Consider the following 23,321-nt stretch of genomic DNA (forward strand, 5'->3'; position numbering starts at 1 on the left):
TAGATCACAAAACCAACAGTTAGTTGCCTACCACTTTCAAGGTAATCGCTATAATAGCCAAATTCTAACATAACCAAGGAGAAAAACATGAAAACGCTCGGCGAATTTATTATTGAAAAACAAGCCGAATACCCGGGAGCAAAAGGCGAATTAAGTGGCATTTTATCCTCTATTCGTTTAGCTGCGAAAATTATTCACCGTGAAATTAACCGTGCAGGCTTAAGCCAAGATATTCTAGGCACTGCCGGCTCTGAAAATGTACAAGGTGAAGCCCAAATGAAGTTAGACGTTTTTGCTAACGAAACCATGAAAAAAGCCTTGCTGGCTCGTGAAGATGTAGCAGGCTTTGCCTCCGAAGAAGATGACGATTTTATCGCATTTGATACTGAACGGGGGCGTAATGCCAAATATATTTTAATGACCGACCCGCTGGACGGTTCATCTAATATTGAAGTGAATGTTTCGGTTGGAACAATTTTCTCTATCTACCGTCGTGTTTCGCCAATTGGCACACCTGTTACGCAAGAAGATTTTCTACAAGAAGGCCGCAAACAAGTCGCCGCCGGTTATGTAACTTACGGCTCATCAACAATGCTGGTTTACACAACGGGTAACGGTGTAAATGGCTTTACTTACGATCCATCATTGGGGCTGTTTATTCTCTCCCACCCTGATTTAAAAACGCCAACTGAAGGGAAATACTACTCTATCAACGAAGGGCAATATGTTACCTTTCCACAAGGAGTAAAACGCTTTATTAAATATTGCCAAGAAACCGATGAAGCCAGCAAACGCCCCTATTCCTCACGCTATATCGGCTCACTAGTGTCTGATTTCCACCGTAATTTACTCAAAGGCGGAATTTATATCTATCCAACCTCCACCGTTTACCCAAAAGGGAAATTACGCTTACTCTATGAATGCAACCCGATTGCCTTCCTAGCAGAACAAGCAGGCGGTATGGCAACCGATGGAATAAACCCGATTTTAGACATTAAGCCCACCGAGCTACACCAACGTGTTCCATTCTTCGTCGGCTCAAGCTCAATGGTTGAACAAGCGGGCAAATTTATGCGGGAATTTGCAGAATAAAAAATCAAGGCGAACATCATGTTCGCCTACTTTTTACTTTATTGTTTGCAGCCACGCGTTGATAAACTCAGCAATTTGCTCCACGTTATTAATATCCAATACATTTTCCCGATCTAGCGGGTAATCGGTCGCGGTGGCAATTGTCCAGCCATCCAGTTCTGGTAGAGGTTTGTCAATCTCTTTTCGGTGGAGTTGGATTTTCGGCATTTGTTCGTGTTTGAACCCTTCCATCAATACTAAATCAACCGCAAGCGGGTCAAATTTTGCAATTAATTGGAAAAATTCGACCGATTGTTTGGTTTCGGTCATCAATGCCCAGCGTTCATCACAGACCACCATTGTCGGGTTCGCCCCCGCTTCACGCAAGCGGTAACTGTCTTTACCTTTCTTATCAATCTCCACATTGTGATGCGAATGTTTTATCAGCCCCACCCGAATGCCACAAGCGGTCAATTTTGGGATTAATTTTTCCAATAATGTGGTTTTACCGGTACCGCTGTAGCCTGTAATCGCAAGGGTTTTAATCGGGAAGGGAGAAACTTGCGCCAATTCATCAAGTGTGTTGAAATTGCTGAAAGAGTATTTTTGCTCGGAAAAATCTACCGCCACACTTTTTTGCGATTGAAAAAACCACAGCAAGCGGCGTTCGCCTGAGGCTAAATAGTGGCTTAATGCCTCCTTAACCGAATGATGTACCAAGGCAAAGGTCGGGTGCGCTCGCTCACCATCGTGTGCATAAGCAATTTGGGCATCATTAATCCGTAACGCGGTATGTAATTTTTGCAACAAATTAGCGGGTAAAAATGGGCTGTCACACGGCACAAAGAGCAGATAATCGCTATCAATTTGCTCTAAACCGGATAACATTCCGCTTAGCGGACCTTGGAAATCAGGCAAGCTATCCCGGTAATGCGGTAAGTCTGGATAAAATTGCTGATATTGTTTGAATTCTCGGTTGATATTAAGCCAAATATCACTCACCTGTGGGGAAAGTTTAGCTAAAATATGGGAAATAAGTGGCTTTTCATTTAAAAGTTGCAACCCTTTTTCAACGCCCTTCATTCTACGTGCCAGCCCACCAGCTAAAATAACTGCACTTATTTTTTCCGCCATCTTCTCCACCCTTAATTTTTTGCAAAAATAGGGCTAAAAGTATATTATTCCGCTTAATTTTCAACAAGAGCTTTAAGGGGAAAAAGATGAAGTGTAAACGTTTAGAAGAGTTACTTGAATTACTTGGCGAGCATTGGCGTAAAAACCCGGATTTACATTTAATGGACATACTACAACAACTTTCGGTAGAAGTCGGTGAGCCGAATAATTATGCAGCCTTGCGTGATGAAGTATTGATTTACCAATTAAAAATGCGAAATGCGGATAAACATGAGCCGATTCCGGGTATTAAAAAAGATTATGAAGAGGATTTTAAAACCGCTTTATTGCGTGCGCGTGGAATTTTAAACGATTAAGTTTGTCTGAGTTCACATCTATTATTTATCAACATTTTGAAGGAATCATTTATGAAAAAATTTGCACTAAAAACTGCTTTTATTGCACTTTCAGCACTTTGTGCGTTTAATACCACAGCATTCGCAGCGGATCCAACTGCTGGCAAAGAATATATTGAAGTACGTAAAGCGCCTTCAGCCCAAAAAGAAGTGGTAGAATTTTTCTCTTTCTACTGCCCACACTGCTATGATTTTGAGTTAAGTTACAAAATTCCAGCTCAAATTAAAACTAAATTACCGGCAGACACTAAATTAGTACAATATCATGTAAATTTTTTGGGTGGTCAATCTGAAAATCTCACTCGTGCTTGGGCATTAGCAATGGCGTTAGGGGAAGAAGATAAAGTCAAAACAGCTCTATTTGAAGCTGCCCGTAAAGATTCATTGAAATCAATGGACGATATTCGTGCCGTCTTTTTAGCAAACGGCATTACTGCTGAACAATTTGATAACGGCATTAATAGCTTCGCGGTAAACGGTTTAGTGAACAAACAGGTTCAACTAGCAGAAGATTTCCAAATTCGTGGTGTTCCGGCATTTTTTGTAAACGGTCAATACCAACTGAATTTAGAAGGCTTTGCAGATGCTAGTTCAACAAACGATTTTGTAAAACGTTATATTGATGCAGTTGTATTTTTAAGCAAAAAATAATGAAAATAACCGATGCCGAATAGATAACGCTATTCGGCATTTTTATTGGTTGTTGCTAAGTTCATTTCAAACGATGGGAAATTAAAATGCACAAAACCATGCAACAAAAGGCGGAAGAAGCCCATAATATGTGTAAATTAAAAGGCGATTCTTTGTTGGATAACCGCAATCGTCAAATCAATTTTGAAGCGATTTATGATAGCGAAAATGATGCCTTACAAGCGGTCGAATTTTTCACACAAAAAGCAAAATCGGTGGAAACCGAACCTTGTGAAATCCAAACTGAAATCAGCCTTGTTGAAAAAGGGTTTCTAATGAAAATGTGGATAGAATTTAGCTGTGAAGCAGAAGTAATTTTATTCCAAATAGCACTTCGATAATGCTAAAACAAGCGGTTACTTTTTGTAAGATTTTTGCAAAAAATCATGTAAAAATAACCGCTTGTATTCTTACACCTGTTTAGCCACAGCCGATTCGCTGCTTGGCTTACGGCGTTTACCGATATTTTTAGTATCTTTGTGGCGAACTTTCACTTTCTGTTTTGCTGCCTCTTTTTTCACTTCTTTTTTCTTTTTAATACGAGCCTTTTCTTTTTTGCTGGTGGTATTTAGCTCCGCATCTTTCGGTGCTTTCGTGCGTGGCACTAAGCCCTCAATAATACGAGGTTTTAACGCTTCTTCAGTGTAGCGTTTAATTTTACCGAGTAGCTTGTAATCGTGAGCTTCCACTAACGAAATCGCCGAACCTTTTTTGCCGGCACGAGCGGTTCGCCCAATACGGTGCAAGTAAGTATCAGCACTATAAGGCAAATCGTAGTTAATCACAAAATCCACATCGTCAATATCAATTCCTCGAGCCGCTACATCGGTCGCAACCAACACATTTACCACACCGTCTTTTAGACGGGTAATTGCTTGATTACGTTGGGTTTGAGCCATTTCGCCCTCAAGGTAGGTGGAACGTAGCCCACGCTTGCGGAGGGTTTCGCTGATCTCTCGCACATCTTCACGGCGGCGAACAAACACAATCGCTTTTCCAATCGAAAACTCCCCGATTAAGCGAGCCAACAGCTTGGTTTTATGTTCTACATTATCGGCATGGTAATACCATTGCTGAATTTTTTTACGCTCACGGCGGCTCGGTTCGGCATCCACTTTAATCGGATCATTTAATAAACGGTTGGAAAAATCGTCCAATAATTCACCCTCAAGCGTCGCGGAAAAAAGCCAAGTATGTTTACGCCAGCGGGTTTCAGCGGCAATTTTTTCTGCATCTTGCCCAAAACCCATTTGAAGCATTCGATCCGCCTCATCAAAAATCAGAATTTCTACCGCCCGGCAATCAAAATTTTCTTCTTTGATGTATTGCATTAAACGCCCCGGCGTTGCAACTACAATATCTTGATTGCTGTTAAACACTTCACCGTGATTTTGGTAAGCCACACCACCGGTAATAGTTGCGATGCTCAATTTAGTAAACTGAGCCAACTCTTGTGCCTGCTCTGCTACTTGCATTGCTAATTCACGGGTTGGGGTCAAAATCAAAATACGTGGAGCGCCCGGCTTACGGCGTGGATAATCAAGCAAATGCTGAATAGCCGGCAGTAAAAAAGCAGCTGTTTTACCTGTGCCGGTTGGAGCAGAGCCAAGCAAATCTCTCCCTTCCAAAGCAGCAGGAATAGTGGCTTGTTGAATAGATGTTGGGCGGCTGTAGCCTTTTTTTGCTAAGGCTTTAAGTAGTTGAGGATGTAAATCGAATTCCTCAAATGTGGTTAATTGGGTCATTTCTTTTTCTCTAATCATGAATTTCCGCAAAGTATATCACATTAACGGCGTAGGGTGATGGTGAATAAAGTGATCCTCAAATTTGCAAAAGATTGTTAAAATATGACCGCTTGCAAAGCAATAATCTTAATTTTAGAAGGAAAATAGTATGTTTGTTGAAATTTATGGACGTTATTCTTGCCCATATTGCACCCGTGCCAAAGCGTTAGCGGAAAAAATGAAAGCGGAGTTAAGCGATTTCGATTTCAAATTTGTCGATATGATTGCAGAAAATATCTCGAAAGAAGATTTAGAACCACGTGTAGGTAAACCTGTTGCAACTGTACCACAAATTTTCGTGGACGATGCTCACATAGGTGGCTGCACCGATTTTCAAGCTTTTGTGAAAAGCAAATTTGGTATTGAAGTCTAAAACGAAATGACCGCTTTTACAAGCGGTCATGTTTTTGCTTATTTTTACAAAAGTATTATTCTTTCGGTAAGCGTTTAATCGCGTAAATTAAACCACCCCAGATGATTACCATTGCAAGTACCATCGTAATAATTGCTGCTGAACTCATTACTCTTCTCCTTTTGGTTCATTTTTCCATGCTAATTTAGAAAGCAAGTAAGCCACGACCACTAATCCAATTGCCATGCCCCAACCGAAGGTATTGACAAACCAGCTTGGGTAGCCTTCGTAGCCTTCACGGTACACTTTCGCAATTTCGCTGAATAACATAAATGCCAATACGCCTGAGGTAATCACGATGCATAAACGCCAGATAAAGCCTACTTTAAATGAAGAAACTTCGTTTAGGTGTTTTTCTAATGTGCTTAATTTTTCGTTAGTGACAATCGCAATTAAGGAAACGAAGGCAACTGCAACGATACCGAATTGGTTGACGAATTTATCCATCACATCCAGCATCGGTAAACCGGTAGTTGTACCGAATAACATCACAGATACAATCATCATTGGCACACCAACAATCAGAGTGGCTTTGACACGACCTGCATTCAATTTATCTTGCACCGCAGAGACGATAACTTCCACAACAGAGATGAAAGATGTTAATGCTGCGAAGGTCAATGAGCCGAAGAACAATACGCCGACTAATGCGCCCATAGGTGCTTGGTTAATGATGGTTGGGAATGCGAAGAATGCTAAGCCGATACCGCCTTTTGCCACTTCATTCACTTCCTGACCTGCTGACAGAGCCATAAAGCCAAGTGCCGCAAATACACCGATACCCGCCAATAATTCAAACGCACTGTTAGCAAAGCCAACCACTAAGCCTGAACCGGTTAAATCTGTCTCTTTTTTCAGGTATGAAGAGTAAGTAATCATAATCCCGAAACAGATAGAGAGCGAGAAGAAGATTTGGCCGTAAGCGGCAATCCACACGCTTGGATCAGCCAGTTTTTCCCAGTTTGGTGTGAAGAGTGCATCTAAGCCTTTTGCCGCACCTGGTAGAGTTAATGAGTAGCCCACTAACACAAGGAACATCACCACCAATAACGGCATTAAGATGTTAGATGAAGCAGAGATACCTTTTTTGATCCCCAGTGCCAATACCGCAATAGCCACTAACCACACGGCAATCAGCGGGCCTGTCACCATACCCACAAACTCAAAGCTCACACCGTTTGCAATGTCGCCCATTTTCAAAAATTCACCGATGAAGAAATCAACCGGTTTATCGCCCCACGCACCGGTGAGAGAGAAGTAGGTGTAGCTTGCCGCCCAACCGAGTACCACCGCATAGTAGATACCGATGATCACGTTAATTAACACTTGCCACCAGCCGAAAGTCTCAAAATTACGGCTAAAACGGCGGAAAGATAACGGAGCGCCGCCACGATATTTGTGGCCGATAGCATAATCTAAGAATAGAAGCGGGATACCTGCGGTTAATAATGCGATGATATACGGCAGAATAAACGCACCACCACCGTTCTCATAAGTAGTATAAGGGAAACGCCAGATGTTTCCTAAGCCGACAGCGGAACCAATAGCCGCCATAATAAATGCACCACGTCCGGCAAAGGTTTCTCTTTGTGGTGCGCTTGAAGATTGATTAGACACGGGAATACCTCAAACTGATTCAGTTTTATATTAAATGAGTATTAAATTTTGTGAAATGCGATTTGCTCACATTTTAAGAGCGGAATATGCACAAATTCTGATTAAATGTAAAGTAGAAAAATAAAGCAAAACTGACAAAAAACACCAAAACAACAATATAAAAAACCAATAAAAATAGAAAAAACAAATAAAAAATCTAAAAAACAATATATAAAAGTTGAATATAAATAAAAAAAGCCAATACATTAGAATAATCATTTATACTCGTTTTTAACAAAAAAATAACACATTATTTGTACAAATAATGTGTTATTAGAAAAAGGTTAAGATAAAAAATTAACTTAATTGAGCTTCTGTATTCTCAGAGTCTTCTGCAGATAAATATTCTACTTTAGCTTGCTTAACCATATTTTCGCTGACTTCTAGAATAGTTACTTTCAAGTTATATAACTCAAATTCCATTCCTTCATCCGGAATTTTTTCTAAATGCTCCAAAATCAGACCATTAAAAGTTCTCACTTCTTCTAACGGCAGCGCCCAATTAAATAGCTTATTTAAATCACGTAGATTTGCTGACCCTTCTATAATCACAGTACCATCTGATTGAGGTTGAACTTCCTGTTCAAGCGTTGGAGCAGAAGAGGTGGTAAACTCCCCTACAATCTCCTCTAAAATATCAGCTAGTGTCACTAAACCTTTAATATCGCCATATTCATCAACTACCAAACCGATTTTCTCTTTATTGGCTTTAAAGTTCATTAACTGAGTAGTAAGTGGTGTGCCTTCAGGAATAAAATAAATCTCGTCAATAGCACGAATGAGCATTTCTTTAGTAAATTCGTTCTTCTCAAGCATTAGACGAAAAGCTTCACGCACACGTAAAATACCGAGAATATTGTTATCCATATCGCCTTTATAGATAATCACCCGAGCGTGTGGTGCATGGTTAAGCTGACGCATAATGGCTTTCCAATCATCGTCAATATCAATACCACTAATATCATTACGAGGCACCATAATATCGTCTACCGTGACCTTTTCCATGTCTAAAATAGAGACCAACATCTCACGGTGTTCTTCGGGAATAAATTTACCGGCATCTAATACCACGCTACGTAGTTCTTCAGCACTTAAACCTTGTTTATCCTTTTTCTGAATACGCAGCAGCTTCATCAAGCCGTTAATAATCATATTCATCAAAAAGACGATTGGGCTAAGTAGTTTTTTTAATGGAGTCAGAATAAAGCTGGCAAAAAAACCGACTTTTTCAGGATAAATTGCCGCAATGGTTTTAGGCAAAATTTCAGAGAAAACTAACATGACAAATGTTAGTAAACCAGTTGCAATCGCAATGCCTGCCTCACCGGAAAGCTGCATTCCTATCATGGTCGCAATAGCTGAGGCGGCAATATTCACCAAGTTATTACAAATTAAGATAAGGCTAAGCAGCACGTCTGTGCGTGCCAAGAGTTTTTCCGCCAATTTTGCCCCTTTATGCCCTTGAGCTGCCAGGTGCCTCATTTTATAGCGGTTTAAAGACATCAGCCCGGTTTCCGAGCCTGAGAAAAAAGCAGAAAGTACTAAAAGAATAGCTAAGGTAATAAATAAACTACTCAGGGGAATACTGTCCAAAATTGAATTCCTATGTAAATTAATCAAAAAAAATTATTGCAGCCCTTTATTTTATGCTGCAATAACTCACGCCGTCCTTAACACCAACTTGCAAAAAATTCAGCTTTTCTAACCGCTTGTAAAGGGTTAATGAACGATAATTCGGCTACCAAAATAGCCTATTGAGAGCAATATCATACCCGAAATCGAATAAATAAGCACCCGCTTTCCACGCCAACGTAATTTCCACTGCCCTAATAGCTGAACACAATAGACCAACCAAGCCAGTGCGGAGAAAATCGCTTTGTGAATATGTTCCGGAGCAAAAAAATTATGCAGATAAATCATGCCCGAAATCAAGGTTAAAGTAAGCATTGCCTGTGCAGCCAAAGTTAATGTGAAAAAGTGACGCTCAACCGACATTAAAGGTGGCAAAATAGGGCAAAAGAACATTTTTTTGCTTTTTAGTTGTCTATCCAGCCACTTTAATTGAAAAGCATAAATTAAGGCTAAGAAAAATAGAGCATAAGAAAATAAAGCAATACCCAAGTGGAATAATAAACCCGCATTCTCTTGTAAGTTGCGGATAAAACTACCTTTTACAAAACTGGCAACCGATACACTGCAAATAGCAAAAGCATAAACGATAATCAGTGGAAACCATGCAGTTTTCCATTTTATTAACGCAAATGTTACGCAAATTGCCATGATAAAACTCATCAACGAAAGTACATTGGTTACCGTAAAATTTTGACCCGAAATTAAAATAAGATCGCCATATAACACTGCAGAATGCAAAATAATCGCCAACATACCTAATCCAAAGACTAAGGTAATATTCGGCTTTTTATTTACTGTGGTTGCGTTTTCTAAGTTTACCAGCGTTGGGGCAACCCAAAGCAAGGTTAACGCATAAGCAACTATTGCTAAGGCAGGAAGTAACATTTTTCTCGAATCTCGTAAAATAAATAAGAATAATTTTCAGAATTTTAATCAAAAGTATCAGTTTTCGCTAGTTTTTGCTATGGTTAGATGAAAAATTACCCTAGAAAATAACCACTTTTTATTTTAAGTCAAACCATCGCTTTTATATGAAAGGATATATTCAGCAAAAAAATAATTTTCCTTTGACTAATTTCCTTTCTATCTGTAATATGCACACCCTATGCAAAAGGTAAAACTACCCCTTACTATTGACCCGTATAAAGACGCTCAGCGTCGAGTGGATTATGAAGGTTACATTTCAAGTGAACTTCTAAAACGCTTGGGTGAATCAGTATGTAACGTGCTAAGTGATGCACAAGTTACTCTATCGTTATATGTCGATCCACAACGTTTGACTGTGATTAAAGGCACGGCAACCGTTGATGTGGAGTTTGACTGCCAACGTTGTGGTGACCCGTTTACACAAACGCTAGACTGTTCATTTAGTTTCAGTCCGGTGTCTAACATGGATCAGGCGGACATCTTGCCCGAAATTTATGAACCTATCGAAGTAAACGAGTTCGGTGAAGTAAATTTACTAGAAATGATTGAAGATGAATTTATTCTTGAATTACCTCTAGTCCCGATGCATAGTGAAGAACACTGTGAAGTGTCCGGTGTCGAACAGGTATTTGGTGAATTGCCTGAAGAATTGGCAAAAAAACCAAATCCGTTCGCAATATTAGCTAATTTAAAGAAAAACTAGATCTAGGAGAAAGCCCGTGGCTGTTCAACAAAATAAGAAATCTCGTTCACGTCGTGATATGCGTCGTTCACACGATGCGTTAACAACTGCAGCAGTTTCAGTAGATAAAACAACTGGTGAAACTCACTTACGCCACCACGTAACTGCAGATGGTTACTACCGTGGTCGTAAAGTAATCAACAAGTAATTCCTTTCGAGGTATATCTTGAGTGATATCACTCTTGCAATAGATGTGATGGGCGGGGACTTTGGTCCCCGTGTTACTATTGTGGCCATCGCAAATACATTAAAATGTAATTCCAAACTCTCATTTCTTTTATTTGGTGATGAATACCAAATAGTGCCTCTTTTAAAAAAATACTCCCTCGAAAATCATCCTCGTATTCAGCTTCATCACACAAAACAAGTGATTGATGCCGATGTTCCTTTTTCAACCGCCATCCGCCAAAGTAAAAATAGTTCAATGCGTTTAGCTATTGAAGCGGTAGCCACCGGTAAAGCTCAAGGATGTATTAGCGGAGGCAATACAGGAGCATTAATGGGATTGGCTAAATTACTGATTGAGCCATTACCTAATATTGAACGTCCTGCACTGACTTCTTTAATTCCAACAATGAACGGAAACTCTACGGTTATGCTGGATTTAGGAGCCAATATTGAGGTAAGTAATCACCGACTTATCCAATTTGCCGATATGGGAAATATTTTTGCTCAAATAATGCTCGGTTTAGTTTACCCCCGCCTTTCTTTACTCAATATTGGCACAGAAGAAAATAAAGGTACAACCCAAATTAAAGAAGTGCATCAAGTGCTAAAAACACGGCTTGATCTCAACTACATCGGTTTTATTGAAAGCGATAAATTAACCAGCTATATAACAGACGTAATCGTCTGTGACGGCTATAGCGGTAATATTGCATTAAAAGCATTAGAAGGAGCGGCAAAAAATATTCTCTCTTTGCTTAAAAAAGAAAAAGCAGACTCAGATATTTGCCGTAAAGCAAAACGCTATTTATTAAGAACAATTTTCTATCGTTACTACCGCAAACTACAAGAAATCAATCCTGATCGCCATAATGGGGCCACGTTACTTGGGCTATCAAAAGTGATCGTCAAAAGCCATGGAGGGGCAAATGTAAATGCCTTCGGCTATGCAATTAATTATGCCGTTCAACAAATTGAAAACGATATTCCAAACAAAATTCTACAGAGATTAGATCAGCTAGAAAACAAATAAGCGAACCGTTAAGTTCGCTTATTTGTTTTAGCCTTTTAATTTTGCCACACGCAAACTGACTGCATTTTTATGTGCTTGCAATAACTCAGCACTTGCCATTTGTTCCACTGTTTCCGCTAAGGTTAAAAAGCCCGCTGGGGTTAGTTCTTGCACTGTCATACGCTTACTAAAATCGGCTAGCCCCAAACTAGAATAAGTTTTGGTGTGGCCATAAGTTGGCAACACATGGTTGGTCCCACTGGCATAATCGCCCATTGATTCCGGCGAATAGGCGCCTAAGAAAATTGAGCCGGCATTATCTAAATCCACAAGCAGTGAGCGAGCATTCTCCGTTTGTACAATCAAATGTTCAGGTGCATATTTATTGCTAATTTCGACCGCTTGTTGCAGGTTTTCAGCAATAAAAGTACGGCTATGAGCCAACGCTTTACGAGCCGTTTCGCCACGAGGTAAAACAGACACTTGTTTTTCTAATTCTTCATCCACCGCTTTCGCTAATTTCTCACTTGGGGTCACTAAAATCACTTGTGAATCTGCACCGTGTTCGGCTTGGGAGAGCAAATCACTGGCTACAAAGGCAGGATCAGCAAATTCATCAGCAATCACTAACACCTCAGACGGTCCTGCCGGCATATCAATCGCAGTGCCTTCTTGCACTACTTGGCGCTTGGCCTCCGTCACAAAAGCATTACCCGGCCCGAAAATTTTATCCACTTTCGCTACCGTTTGCGTGCCATTTGCCATCGCAATAATCGCTTGAGCTCCACCGACAGCATAGATGGTTTTCACCCCACAAAGATTGGCGGTATAAAGAATTTCATCGGCAATCGGCGGTGGCGAGCAAAGCACGATTTTCTTGCAACCTGCAATTTTTGCCGGAATCGCTAACATTAAAACAGTAGAAAACAGTGGAGCCGAGCCTCCCGGAATATAAAGCCCAACCCGATTAATCGGGCGGGTAATCACTTGGCAACGCACACCGGCTTGGGTTTCAATATCCACTTCTTGATTTTGTTGTGCTTTATGAAACGTCTCAATATTCGCTTTAGCATTTTGAATCGCTTTTTTCAACGCTGGGGAAATTCGGTTTTCTGCCTGCTGAATCTGCTCTTTCGATACGACAAGGCTCTCTAACTTGACTTTATCGAATTTTTCACTTAACTCAAAGAGAGCTTTATCACCATTTGCGATGACATTCGCTTTGATTTCATCCACTGCGGTTTTGATACTTTCGCCAATCACCTGTGCCGGGCGAGCAAGATATTGTTCTTGCTCCGCTTCACTTAGGTTATTCCAAATTAGGGTTTGCATATTTTGTCCTTATTTATGCCTAGCACGGCAAAGCCGTACTAGGTTACGCATATTTGAGCCGCTCTGCGGCTCTATTTTCGGTTACTTTCTTTGCACAAGCAAAGAAATAACATAAAACCTACGCCAACATTTTCTCAATAGGTAGAACGAGAACAGAACTCGCCCCCATCTCTTTAAGCTGTTCCATTGTTTCCCAGAACAAGTTTTCTTGGCTTACTACATGCATTGCCACTCGGGTTTGATCATTTGCAAGCGGAAGAATAGTGGGATTTTCTACTCCCGGTAATAATGCCGTAATCTGTGTTAGCTTATCTTTTGGTGCGTGTAACATAATATATTTGGATTCACTAGCTTGCTGTATACCTTGAATACGAGTCAGTAATTTATCTACTAAAGCCTGTTTTTCGGCAGAAAGCGGCTCTTTACGCTGAATTAAACAAGCAGTGGAACGATAAATCACCTCCACCTCTTTCAACCCGTTTGCCTCAAGAGTTGCGCCTGAAGAAACCAAATCGCAAATAGCTGTAGCAATACCGGCACTTGGGGCAACTTCTACCGATCCTGTTAAAAGAATACTTTTAAACGGCACACCTTGCTCTTTCATATAGCGTTTTAATAAATTAGGATATGAAGTAGCAATAACTGCATCCTCCAAATCTTTTACATTGGTATAGTTCTTATCACGCTCAATGGCAAGAGATAAACGACATCCGCCAAAATCTAATTGGCGAAGTTTTTTATATTCTACCTTTTCACCGCCGGCTAATCGTCCGAGTTCTTCTTCCTCTAACACATTCTCACCGATAATGCCAAGATCTACTACACCATCAAAGACTAAGCCCGGAATATCATCATCACGCACACGCAAGATTTCAATCGGCATATTTTCCGAATAGGCAATCAAGCGTTGGTCATTCCAAATAATTTTTACTCCGCATTGCTTCAATAACTCACTGCATTCTTGGCTTAAACGCCCTTTTTTCTGCATTGCGATGCGTAATCTATTTTGTGTTGTCATTGCTGTTTCCTTCTTGTTTTTTAAATTTTAAATGTAAAGAAAAACCCTCTCGAAAAGACTTCCGAGAGGGTTAAATTTAGTTTGCTTTTATGCGTACTCGGAAGTTGCTATCTTCCGCACACATCGAATGCCCGAAAGATTATTCAGGGAAATGATGGTGGTGATGAGTACGAATAAATGTCATTGTTCTATTCTCCAAAAATGAGCTGTTTTAAAAGATACGCCTAAATTTTAACAATGACAAGTCTTTTTTATAAAAATTTGTTTTTATTATCTCAAAATAAGCTATCGCAAACGTTTGCGTAAAGCGGTATAATTTCCCTAATTTTTTACAAATTCAATAAAGCAGGAATTTTAAAAATGCAAATCAGCTTAAAAAAAATCTACTCCGGCAAAGTGCGTGACCTCTACGAAATTGACGAAAAACGAATGTTAATGGTGGCAACCGATCGCTTATCGGCATTCGATGTAATCTTAGATGACCCTATCCCACACAAAGGTGAAATCCTCACCCAAATCTCTAATTTCTGGTTTAACAAATTATCTCATATTATGCCAAACCACTTCACAGGTGAAAGCGTATTTGACGTACTACCGAAAGAAGAAGCGGAAGCAATTCAATACCGTGCGGTAGTTTGCAAACGCCTAACGCCGGTGAAAATTGAGTCAATTGTGCGTGGTTATTTAACCGGCTCAGGCTTAAAAGATTACAAACAAACCGGTACGATCTGTGGCTTAAAATTACCGGAAGGATTAACAGAAGCAAGCAAATTACCGCAACCGATTTTCACCCCATCTAGCAAAGCGGAAGTGGGCGATCATGACATCAACATCAGCTATGAAGAGTGTGAACGCCAAATCGGTGCCGAACTTGCTGCCAAAGTGCGTGATGCTGCCCTCGCACTTTATACTGAAGCCGCAGAATATGCCTTAACCAAAGGCATTATTATCTGCGATACCAAATTTGAATTCGGATTAGATGAAAACGGTATACTGACTTTAATGGACGAAGTACTGACTCCAGACTCCAGCCGATTCTGGTCAGTTGAAACTTACCAAGAAGGCATAAATCCACCTTCATTCGACAAACAATTCGTGCGAGATTGGCTTGAAAACAGTGGCTGGAACAAACAAGCCCCAGCTCCAAAAGTGCCGGCGGATGTGATTGAAAAAACCGTAGCAAAATACCAAGAAGCTTTAGATTTATTAACTAAATAAGCGAACAAGCGATTACAAAAAGCATCGGTTTTTGAACGTTGGCTTTGCTAACGGCAGCGAAGCTGTGAACAATCCTTACAAGGATTGTGAATAATTTTAGTCAATTTTTGCAAATACGAAAAAGCCTGTAAGGAATACTTACAGGCTTTTGTTTTTAGAATTACTGGATTTCTATATATTTTTGCCGAATAATCTGCCGAAATGCTTCGCTGGTGGTTGCCCAATCAACAATATCCACTTTCCAAACAAGATCTGATTCAGAAAAAGCCTCTTTTAAATTATCACGCTCTAAAAAAGTTAAAGGCATTTCAGTAATAATTGCCAAGTCTAAATCCGAATATTTTCGTGCTGTGCCTTTCACCCGAGAGCCAAATGCCCAAACAGGGTAATCCGGAACGAATTGCTGTAAAATAGATTTGACGATAGCGAGTTCTTCAGGTTGAAGATCTAATTCTACTTTATCCATTCTGATTTCTTACTCTCAGCTGTGACACTAAAAAGCGACTATATTGCAAAAACTCCGCAATTTGACTATAGACCACCATAGCCTTAGTTTGATCATAAGTATGAGAGGTAATATTTCGCATATCACGGAAAGTCACCCATTTTGCCATATCGTCAATCAAACCGGATTGTAATGCATCACGCAAAATATCTTTAAAGCTATAAGCTTGTAAATCCTCAATACTAATAGCTTCTTGTTGCAGCTGTCTTTTGATCATTTTAAGGCTTAATTCATACACAAATTCAAACTTTTGAATTGCCCCTACAATCAAGGTATCTTGAACGATAGGTAATTGCTGATTAAACCAATTAGTATCGGAAAGCTGAGTAATTGTCTGTTCTAAAGATTGAAAAGCATCTTCCAAAACCCGAGTACTAAGTTGCTCAGACATACGATATTTCCTTTTAAAAACAAAAAGTGCGGTTATTCTACCGCACTTTTGCAAATTTCTTAATTTTTTTGACCGCTTGTAAATAATCTACATTAGCCTTGTGATGAAATACGTTTCATATCTGTCATATAACCACGTAATTCTTGACCGATTAGCTCAATTGGGTGGTTACGAATAGCATCATTTACATCACGTAAGTAAACGTTGTCGATTTCAACCGCTGGGGTTGGTTCGCCTAAATCGCCTTTCTCTAAAGTTGGGATAATTTCTTTTGCAAGAATTGGCGTTGCCACGTGAGAGAATAAGTAGTTGCCGTATTCTGCTGTGTCTGAAATAACCACGTTCATTTCATATAAACGTTTACGAGCGATGGTGTTTGCGATTAACGGTAACTCGTGTAAAGACTCATAGTAAGCAGATTCTTCGTAGATACCCGCTGAAACCATGGTATCGAACGCTAATTCAACCCCCGCTTTCACCATTGCCACCATTAACACACCGTTGTCAAAATATTCTTGTTCAGAAATTTTGATACCGTCTGCTTGTGGTGCATTTTCAAAGGCAGTTTTGCCGGTTTCTTCACGCCATTTTAATAGGTCTGCATCACCGTTCGCCCAGTCTGCCATCATGGTTGATGAGAACTCACCGCTGATGATATCATCCATGTGTTTTTCAAATAAGAACGCTAATTTTTCTTTAATTTGCTCAGAAAGTTCAAATGCACGTAGTTTTGCACTGTTAGATAAGCGATCCATCATTAAAGTGATACCGCCTTGTTTTAATGCCTCGGTAATAGTTTCCCAACCGAATTGAATCAATTTACCTGCATAGGCTGGATCTTTACCTTCCGCCACTAATTTATCGTAGCAAACAATAGAACCTGCTTGTAACATACCACAAAGAATAGTTTGCTCACCCATTAAGTCAGATTTTACTTCTGCCACAAATGAAGATTCTAACACACCCGCACGGTCACCACCGGTTGCCGACGCCCACGCTTTTGCAATCGCTAAGCCTTCGCCTTTCGGGTCGTTTTCAGGGTGAACCGCGATTAATGTCGGCACACCAAAGCCACGTTTGTACTCTTCACGTACTTCTGTACCTGGGCATTTTGGCGCTGTCATCACAACGGTGATGTCCGGACGAATTTGCTCACCTTCTTCAACAATGTTGAAACCGTGTGAATAACCGAATGCGGCACCGTGTTTCATTAACGGCATAACATCAGCTACTACTTTTGAGTGTTGTTTGTCCGGGGTTAAGTTGATCACTAAATCAGCTTCTGGGATTAATTGCTCGTAAGTACCAACTACAAAGCCATTTTCGGAAGCACGTTTAAATGAAGCACGCTTTTCTGCAATTGCTTCAGGACGCAGTGCATAGCTGATATCTAGGCCGGAATCGCGCATATTTAAACCTTGGTTTAAACCTTGTGCACCACAGCCCACGATAACCACTTTTTTGCCTTTTAAGAAATTGCAGCCATCTGCAAATTCATTACGATCCATAAAACGGCAGCGACCTAATTGGTCTAATTTTTGACGTAAATTTAATGTGTTGAAATAGTTAGCCATTTTTTAATCCTTCTGATTAGTCAATGTGAGTATGAGGTTTTGTTTGCATATTGTTGTTGTGTTGTGAGATGAATTATACACCAGCACAGCATTGCGTAAATTGAAAATATCAGTATTTAATATTGCATAAATTGCAATAAAATGCAATTTGCAAAAGATTTAGCGAATTGAACCGCTTGCAATCTGTGAGATAAAGTAGAAAATAGCTACTTAAATTAAATGAAGACTGAAAAATGAAGATCAACAAAATCATTCTACAAAGCTGTAGCGAATGTGGACAATTAGTTCGTGTACCACTCAATTTTCACGGCAGTGCGGTCTGCCCAAACTGCCGCCATGAGCTACGAAAAAACAACCACTGGAGCCTACGCCGCTGTTCATTTTTAGCTCTTGCGATCTTAATCTTACTGCCTTTCGCTCTTACTTTTCCGCTACTAAGCATTGATTTACTTGGGGTAAGAATCAATGCAACCGTATGGGACGGTATTTGGAAAATGGCGACCTCAGGCTATCCATACACAGCTTTTATGGTATTGGTATGTGCAGTGATTATGCCACTGGCTTTCGTACTGTTAATTTTAACTGTTCAACTGCAACGCATTATTCGCCAACGTCCTCGTTATACACTGATATTCTTAACCAAAATAAAAGAGTGGGTGATGTTAGATGTTTATTTGGTATCTCTCGCGGTTGCCGCGTTCAAAATTCGAGATTATGCAGACTTACACTTTGGCATACATTTAGTTGCCTTTGTAATTGTAGCACTTCTGAATACCTTGCTATTTATTAAAATTGAACCACAGCAGGCATGGGAAAGGTTCTATCCGGAATATCATTCACTACCCTTTGACCATCCACGCAAACCTACCTTGTGTCCAACGTGTGAATACTGCTTTGATGAAAAAATTCTGGATTTAAAAGGCCGTCAACGCTGCCCGCGTTGTGAAAGTAATTTGTCGATATCCGACAATATTAAGCTACAACGGGTTTGGGCTTGTTTGATAGCCGGGGCAATTATGATAATTCCGGCAAATATTTTTCCAATATCCATTACTGAAATGGCAGGGCAAGTTTCTGCAGACTCATTAATTTCCGGTGTAATTTTATTTATCAAAATGGGAAGTTATGCGGTCGCAGCCATCGTGTTTATTGCCAGTATTGCCGTGCCGATAAGTAAAATAGCTACAATTTTATATCTGCTACTGGCAATTCATCATAAATGGAAACACCCTATTCACCTACAAATGAAATTATTGCATTACGTACACTTTGTAGGACGTTGGTCAATGCTGGATCTGTTTGTACTCTCGTTAATGATGTCATTGCTGGAAAGAGGCCAAATTTTAAGCTTCTCGGTAGGAGATGCCGCATTCTATTTCGGCGCTTCCGTATTTTTAACCATGTTTGCCTCTGCCAATTTAGATGCCAGAATGCTATGGAACATTCATTATGATAATCAGGGTAAAAATAACCGCTAATCTAAGTGTGTAAGGGACGGGTTCTTCCCTTACTATTTATGCCTTATCAAACTTCTTTTCTACCTCGCACAGATTTTCCGTTTTTAATAAACTTTGAATCTGTGGCAGAAGTTGCACAATCAAACGCAATTGCTGTATTAGCACTAACGCAGTCCCACCCTGTTTTTGGGAATTATCCTGTTCAAATTGTGCTAAATCTCTATCGATAGCGGTCAATTTCTCGGATAATTTTGCAAATGAGCGGCTGCTATCGGCAATCTGTCCGATAATATTCGCAACCTCTCGCCCATGAGAAAAGAAGATAGCAGAAAAATCCACTTGCCGATTAATTTCTCGGCTGGCGATGCGGTAAGCACCCAAGGTGGAAATATATCCCAGCAAGGTATAAGCAATCCCTAACAATTTGGGAGCGAAAGTGAGCTCGTTAGCATATTTTTGCGGTTCACTATACATATTGGTAATGGCATTGCTTAATGCCGATAAATGATTATGCACATCACGGCGGGCAATACGGTAAGGCAACTGCTCGTTATAGCCAAATTGCAACTGGGCAATAATATGTCTTAAATAACTACCGCTGGCTTTCAATGCATTATGCAGATTATTATGCAAATTCAAATATTTCCAATCCGACCATAAAAATGTTACCGCCAGCCATGCAATAGCTGTGCCTAGTAAGGTATCTATCATTCGCATTAATACGCCACTTTCGATGCTAACCCCTGCAATATCAAGGCTTATCATCACCAGTACCGTAATATAAAAAGTAGAAAATCCATAATGGACTAAGCGGAAAAAAGTATAAAGTGAACCGGTTAGCACAATTAATCCGAGTTGTGCTTCCAGGCTTAAGGTAACATTAAACAACTCGAAGGAACCACCAACCAGCACCCCGAAAATAGTTCCCATCACCCGATGAATCAAACGTGTTTTAGTTGCAGTGTAGTTAGGCTGGCATACAAAAATTGCTGTGAGTAAAATCCAGTAGCCTTTATTATCAAAGCCTAAAACGGGCACTATCGCACTACATAAAAACACGACAATAGAAAGCCTCACTGCATGGCGAAAGAGTTGCGATTCAAAGGTTAAATGCCCCTTAATCGCTTGGGTAATATTACGCAGACCGGTAATATTTTCTGCACTCAAGCGGTTAGATTTAGTGAATTTTTTGCTAAGTGGCTCAATATACTCAGCATTGCTCTCTCCTTGCTCAATTTGCGCTAACTGGCGTTCAATATTGCCTAAATTCTCTGCAATAGAACTCCAGCGATAAGCACTCTCTAAGCCCCTTTCTTGATGATAATTCAAAGAATTGAACAAGCCTTGCAACGCTTTCTCTCCACGAATACTGTGTGCATAAAACTCTCTATGCCTTAATGAAACTGCGATTTTTTGGCAGGCTTCCGCCTGCAGTTCCAGCACACGTTGAAAGCGGAACATCAAATCACTATTGCTTAATTGCTGAAATAATTCATGGTATTGATAATGACTGGAACTTGCTCTTTCCAAAATATCTTGAGCGGTAAAATAGTATCGCAACATACGCTGTGTACGTTGTTGGCGGTGCTGCCGTCTTAAACGGTAAAATAGAGAAACCCTAGTTTTATCAAAAGCAGCCATCACCTCACTATTGGCTTTTGCCAGAGCTAACTGTTTAGCACTTAAGTCATCATCATCCGGATCAAAATAGGCGGATTTCGCCAATAAATAATGACTTAATGCAGCATAAGCCGAGGCTAAATTTTCCTGAACAGTCCGATTAGGAAAAATTAAGTAAACTAAAATACCGACCAAGCCATATAATAAAGCCCCCAGCAGAATCATCACAACATTGTGATACCATAAAACATCCGGGGTATAAGTAAGGCTGTTATAGACTGCAACGATAAGCGTGCCAAAGGCAATAGTATTATAGCGTTGCCCAACAGCCCCTAACATAACTAATAAAAAGGTGCACAGCACCAGCACCGGCACAAATAACCAGCCCAAATAGAGCGAAATACTGGCCCCCACGGAAGAAAGTGAAAACGCAACCAAGCTAATAATCAGATTTTTCAGGCGGCCAACAAGACTATTATCTAAATCAACTAACCCCCCGGCGATAATCCCTAACATCAACGGCATCGCAAAATCAGAAATCCCTAACTGCCAAATACTGACTGCTGCGATATTTAACGAAATAAACATCGGCAGGGTTTTAATTACATTTTCGGATAACCAACTTGTTTGGAATTTTTTTAACAATCTCTTCATATTTGCATTTTTTTCAAAGAATTAGACCGCTTGCTACCCCAAACGCTCCGCCAAATAGCCGTCATAATCCGGCACACTAACATTCAATTCTTGGTTAAATAAATCGGCATTGAGTAGAAAGTTTGCGGTCGTTTCGTTAATCGCAACAGGAATATTCCACACCGTTGCAATCCGCATTAACGCCTTAACATCCGGGTCGTGCGGAGCTGCATTCATCGGATCCCAAAAGAAAATCAACATATCAATTTTCTTCTCCGCAATTAAACCGCCTAACTGCTGATCGCCCCCCATCGGGCCGCTTAATAAGGACGTAATTTCAAGCCTGGTTTCACGTGAGAGTAAATGTCCCGTAGTGCCGGTGGCATAAAGTTTGTGTGCAGCAAGCTGAGCTTTATATTTTTTTGTCCAATTAATCAAATCTTGCTTACAGCTATCGTGAGCCACTAACGCGATTTGTTTTTGTGTTGCAATATGGCGAAATATGGTTTTCATAGTTTGGTTCCTTTTTGCAAAATTTTTCCTAAATCATACCGCTTATTTTTCGGTTTTGCATTGACTAATAAGCTGTTATAGCTAAAATCAGTTAAAAATTTCCATTTTAAAAAATAAAGGATCCTCCATCAATGAACTTATACAACATCAAACACCCGGAAGAGCAAGTCAATTTTGCTCAAGCCGTTCGTCAAGGCTTAGGCAAAAACCAAGGATTATTCTTCCCCGAAGTATTACCGCAATTAGACAATATTGATGCACTCCTTGAGTTACCTTTGGTCGAACGCAGCCAAAAAATCTTAGCGGCATTAATTGGTGAAGAGTTACCACAGGCTACCCTAGATGCAATGGTCAAAAATGCCTTTACCTTCCCTGCACCGCTTGCGAAAGTAAACGATGATATTTATGCGTTAGAATTATTCCACGGTCCGACTTTAGCCTTTAAAGACTTCGGCGGGCGTTTTATGGCACAAGCTCTTGCGAATGTGCGTGGAGACGGCAAAATCACCATTTTAACCGCGACCTCAGGCGATACCGGGGCGGCTGTGGCTCACGCATTCTACGGTTTAGAAAACATTAACGTAGTCATTCTTTACCCGAAAGGTAAAATCAGCCCACTGCAAGAAAAACTATTTTGCACGCTAGGGGGCAATATTCGCACAGTTGCTATTGAATCCGATTTTGATGCCTGCCAAGCTTTAGTCAAACAAGTTTTTGATGATGCCGAGCTTCGCCAGGCCATCGGCTTAAACTCCGCAAACTCAATTAATATCAGCCGATTACTGGCACAAGTTTGTTACTACTTTGAGGCGGTTGCACAACTGCCGAAAGAAAAACGCAATAACGTGGTAGTTTCTGTACCAAGCGGCAATTTCGGTAACTTAACCGCAGGCTTAATCGCCAAAACCTTAGGCTTACCAATTAAACGTTTTATTGCTTCAACCAATGCGAACGACACTGTTCCACGATATTTACAATCCGGTAAATGGGAGCCGAATGCGACTGTAGCAACGCTTTCAAACGCAATGGATGTGAGCCGCCCGAACAACTGGCCGCGTGTGGAAGAATTATTTAAACGTAACGGTTGGAATCTTGCGGATTTAGGCTCAGCAGCATTAAATGATGCAGAAACCGAAGCAGCTCTTAAAGCACAATATGCCGAAGGGTATCTCTGTGAACCACACGGAGCGATTGCTTACCAAACATTAAAAGACCAGCTTCAAACAGGTGAAACCGGTATTTTCTTATGTACTGCTCACCCGGCAAAATTTAAAGAATCTGTTGAGCGTATTTTAGAAATTGAACTACCATTACCGGAAGCATTGGACAAGCACAATAAACTGCCATTGTTATCTGATGAAATGGCTGCTGATTTTGCTGCATTACGCGAATATTTACTGAAATAATCTATAAATGAGAAAAGGGATTAAGTTTTCACTT

At 40.3% G+C, this 23,321-nt stretch carries 24 protein-coding genes and 1 other annotated feature; of the genes, 11 read left to right on the top strand and 13 right to left on the bottom strand.

Features of this window, described 5'->3' with window-relative positions:
• Nucleotides 1-87: 87 nt before the first annotated feature.
• Nucleotides 88-1,092, top strand: coding sequence for a class 1 fructose-bisphosphatase (gene fbp / locus A6B41_RS09310; protein ID WP_027073743.1), 1,005 nt, complete (start codon nucleotides 88-90; stop codon nucleotides 1,090-1,092).
• Nucleotides 1,093-1,125: 33 nt separating this feature from the next.
• Here the strand turns inward: fbp and mobA are convergent, their stop codons facing one another.
• The gene (gene mobA, locus A6B41_RS09315) at nucleotides 1,126-2,205 is read right to left on the bottom strand and encodes a molybdenum cofactor guanylyltransferase MobA (protein WP_027073742.1); all 1,080 of its coding nucleotides are present in this window, start codon (nucleotides 2,203-2,205) and stop codon (nucleotides 1,126-1,128) included.
• An 86-nt stretch (nucleotides 2,206-2,291) separates the two neighbouring features.
• Here mobA and A6B41_RS09320 point away from each other — a divergent pair, with 86 nt between their 5' ends.
• The 3 genes from A6B41_RS09320 to A6B41_RS09330 all read left to right on the top strand — a co-directional run bounded on the left by A6B41_RS09320 (nucleotide 2,292) and on the right by A6B41_RS09330 (nucleotide 3,631).
• A complete protein-coding gene (locus tag A6B41_RS09320; RefSeq protein ID WP_027073741.1) occupies nucleotides 2,292-2,561 on the top strand; it encodes a YihD family protein in 270 nt (89 codons plus the stop codon).
• 51 nt (nucleotides 2,562-2,612) lie between these two features.
• The gene (gene dsbA / locus A6B41_RS09325; protein ID WP_027073740.1) at nucleotides 2,613-3,251 is read left to right on the top strand and encodes a thiol:disulfide interchange protein DsbA; all 639 of its coding nucleotides are present in this window, start codon (nucleotides 2,613-2,615) and stop codon (nucleotides 3,249-3,251) included.
• Nucleotides 3,252-3,337: 86 nt separating this feature from the next.
• Entirely contained in the window at nucleotides 3,338-3,631 is a 294-nt protein-coding gene (locus tag A6B41_RS09330) for a YfcZ/YiiS family protein (protein WP_027073739.1), read from the top strand.
• Between the two features lie 69 nt (nucleotides 3,632-3,700).
• On the opposite strand, the gene srmB is transcribed toward A6B41_RS09330, so the two are convergent.
• The gene (gene srmB / locus A6B41_RS09335; protein WP_156930213.1) at nucleotides 3,701-5,035 is read right to left on the bottom strand and encodes an ATP-dependent RNA helicase SrmB; all 1,335 of its coding nucleotides are present in this window, start codon (nucleotides 5,033-5,035) and stop codon (nucleotides 3,701-3,703) included.
• 148 nt (nucleotides 5,036-5,183) lie between these two features.
• On the opposite strand from srmB, the gene A6B41_RS09340 reads away from it, so the two are divergent.
• Nucleotides 5,184-5,447: a GrxA family glutaredoxin gene (locus A6B41_RS09340; protein ID WP_027073737.1), complete on the top strand. Its 264-nt coding sequence runs from the start codon at nucleotides 5,184-5,186 to the stop codon at nucleotides 5,445-5,447.
• A gap of 55 nt (nucleotides 5,448-5,502) precedes the next feature.
• Here the strand turns inward: A6B41_RS09340 and A6B41_RS09345 are convergent, their stop codons facing one another.
• The 4 genes from A6B41_RS09345 to A6B41_RS09360 form a co-directional block, all read right to left on the bottom strand.
• Nucleotides 5,503-5,595, bottom strand: coding sequence for a methionine/alanine import family NSS transporter small subunit (locus tag A6B41_RS09345; RefSeq protein WP_027073736.1), 93 nt, complete (start codon nucleotides 5,593-5,595; stop codon nucleotides 5,503-5,505).
• A complete protein-coding gene (locus tag A6B41_RS09350; RefSeq protein WP_027073735.1) occupies nucleotides 5,595-7,103 on the bottom strand; it encodes a sodium-dependent transporter in 1,509 nt (502 codons plus the stop codon). Before A6B41_RS09350 ends, A6B41_RS09345 begins: the two co-directional genes overlap by 1 nt.
• A gap of 336 nt (nucleotides 7,104-7,439) precedes the next feature.
• Entirely contained in the window at nucleotides 7,440-8,735 is a 1,296-nt protein-coding gene (locus A6B41_RS09355; protein ID WP_027073734.1) for an HlyC/CorC family transporter, read from the bottom strand.
• Nucleotides 8,736-8,861: 126 nt separating this feature from the next.
• A complete protein-coding gene (locus A6B41_RS09360; RefSeq protein WP_027073733.1) occupies nucleotides 8,862-9,659 on the bottom strand; it encodes a cytochrome C assembly family protein in 798 nt (265 codons plus the stop codon).
• 220 nt (nucleotides 9,660-9,879) lie between these two features.
• Here A6B41_RS09360 and yceD point away from each other — a divergent pair, with 220 nt between their 5' ends.
• From yceD to plsX, 3 genes are read left to right on the top strand one after another with little or no spacing between them, the layout of a single operon-like run.
• Nucleotides 9,880-10,404, top strand: a complete 525-nt coding sequence (yceD, locus tag A6B41_RS09365; RefSeq protein ID WP_027073732.1) for a 23S rRNA accumulation protein YceD — start codon at nucleotides 9,880-9,882, stop codon at nucleotides 10,402-10,404.
• A gap of 16 nt (nucleotides 10,405-10,420) precedes the next feature.
• Nucleotides 10,421-10,591 (top strand): 50S ribosomal protein L32, encoded by a 171-nt coding sequence (gene rpmF, locus A6B41_RS09370; RefSeq protein WP_005598552.1) that lies wholly within the window; start codon nucleotides 10,421-10,423, stop codon nucleotides 10,589-10,591.
• Nucleotides 10,592-10,609: 18 nt separating this feature from the next.
• Complete coding sequence (gene plsX / locus A6B41_RS09375) at nucleotides 10,610-11,641, top strand: phosphate acyltransferase PlsX (RefSeq protein ID WP_027073731.1); 1,032 nt, start codon at nucleotides 10,610-10,612, stop codon at nucleotides 11,639-11,641.
• Nucleotides 11,642-11,668: 27 nt separating this feature from the next.
• On the opposite strand, the gene hisD is transcribed toward plsX, so the two are convergent.
• Together hisD and hisG are read right to left on the bottom strand one after the other, a co-directional pair.
• On the bottom strand, nucleotides 11,669-12,952 hold the full coding sequence (gene hisD / locus A6B41_RS09380) for a histidinol dehydrogenase (RefSeq protein ID WP_027073730.1): 1,284 nt from the start codon (nucleotides 12,950-12,952) through the stop codon (nucleotides 11,669-11,671).
• 118 nt (nucleotides 12,953-13,070) lie between these two features.
• Entirely contained in the window at nucleotides 13,071-13,970 is a 900-nt protein-coding gene (hisG, locus tag A6B41_RS09385) for an ATP phosphoribosyltransferase (RefSeq protein WP_027073729.1), read from the bottom strand.
• 35 nt (nucleotides 13,971-14,005) lie between these two features.
• Nucleotides 14,006-14,134 (bottom strand) — a sequence feature (His leader region).
• Between the two features lie 196 nt (nucleotides 14,135-14,330).
• Here hisG and A6B41_RS09390 point away from each other — a divergent pair.
• Nucleotides 14,331-15,188 carry a phosphoribosylaminoimidazolesuccinocarboxamide synthase gene (locus A6B41_RS09390; RefSeq protein ID WP_027073728.1) on the top strand — a complete coding sequence of 286 codons (858 nt, stop codon included), beginning with the start codon at nucleotides 14,331-14,333 and terminating at the stop codon, nucleotides 15,186-15,188.
• Between the two features lie 160 nt (nucleotides 15,189-15,348).
• On the opposite strand, the gene A6B41_RS09395 is transcribed toward A6B41_RS09390, so the two are convergent.
• From A6B41_RS09395 to ilvC, 3 genes are all read right to left on the bottom strand, one after another.
• Nucleotides 15,349-15,654: a nucleotidyltransferase family protein gene (locus A6B41_RS09395; protein ID WP_027073727.1), complete on the bottom strand. Its 306-nt coding sequence runs from the start codon at nucleotides 15,652-15,654 to the stop codon at nucleotides 15,349-15,351.
• On the bottom strand, nucleotides 15,647-16,084 hold the full coding sequence (locus A6B41_RS09400; protein ID WP_027073726.1) for an HI0074 family nucleotidyltransferase substrate-binding subunit: 438 nt from the start codon (nucleotides 16,082-16,084) through the stop codon (nucleotides 15,647-15,649). The genes A6B41_RS09395 and A6B41_RS09400 overlap by 8 nt, the downstream gene beginning before the upstream one ends.
• Nucleotides 16,085-16,176: 92 nt before the next feature.
• Complete coding sequence (ilvC, locus tag A6B41_RS09405) at nucleotides 16,177-17,658, bottom strand: ketol-acid reductoisomerase (RefSeq protein WP_027073725.1); 1,482 nt, start codon at nucleotides 17,656-17,658, stop codon at nucleotides 16,177-16,179.
• 233 nt (nucleotides 17,659-17,891) lie between these two features.
• On the opposite strand from ilvC, the gene A6B41_RS09410 reads away from it, so the two are divergent.
• Nucleotides 17,892-19,136 carry a paraquat-inducible protein A gene (locus A6B41_RS09410; protein ID WP_027073724.1) on the top strand — a complete coding sequence of 415 codons (1,245 nt, stop codon included), beginning with the start codon at nucleotides 17,892-17,894 and terminating at the stop codon, nucleotides 19,134-19,136.
• A 36-nt stretch (nucleotides 19,137-19,172) separates the two neighbouring features.
• Here A6B41_RS09410 and yccS read toward each other — a convergent pair whose 3' ends face one another.
• Together yccS and mgsA are read right to left on the bottom strand one after the other, a co-directional pair.
• On the bottom strand, nucleotides 19,173-21,389 hold the full coding sequence (gene yccS / locus A6B41_RS09415) for a YccS family putative transporter (RefSeq protein ID WP_027073723.1): 2,217 nt from the start codon (nucleotides 21,387-21,389) through the stop codon (nucleotides 19,173-19,175).
• A gap of 33 nt (nucleotides 21,390-21,422) precedes the next feature.
• Entirely contained in the window at nucleotides 21,423-21,881 is a 459-nt protein-coding gene (gene mgsA / locus A6B41_RS09420) for a methylglyoxal synthase (protein ID WP_027073722.1), read from the bottom strand.
• Between the two features lie 131 nt (nucleotides 21,882-22,012).
• Between mgsA and thrC the strand changes: the two genes are divergently transcribed.
• Complete coding sequence (gene thrC, locus A6B41_RS09425) at nucleotides 22,013-23,287, top strand: threonine synthase (RefSeq protein WP_027073721.1); 1,275 nt, start codon at nucleotides 22,013-22,015, stop codon at nucleotides 23,285-23,287.
• Nucleotides 23,288-23,321 lie beyond the last annotated feature (34 nt).

This window comes from Mannheimia granulomatis, from assembly GCF_013377255.1.
In the GTDB taxonomy this organism is placed as follows: domain Bacteria; phylum Pseudomonadota; class Gammaproteobacteria; order Enterobacterales; family Pasteurellaceae; genus Mannheimia; species Mannheimia granulomatis.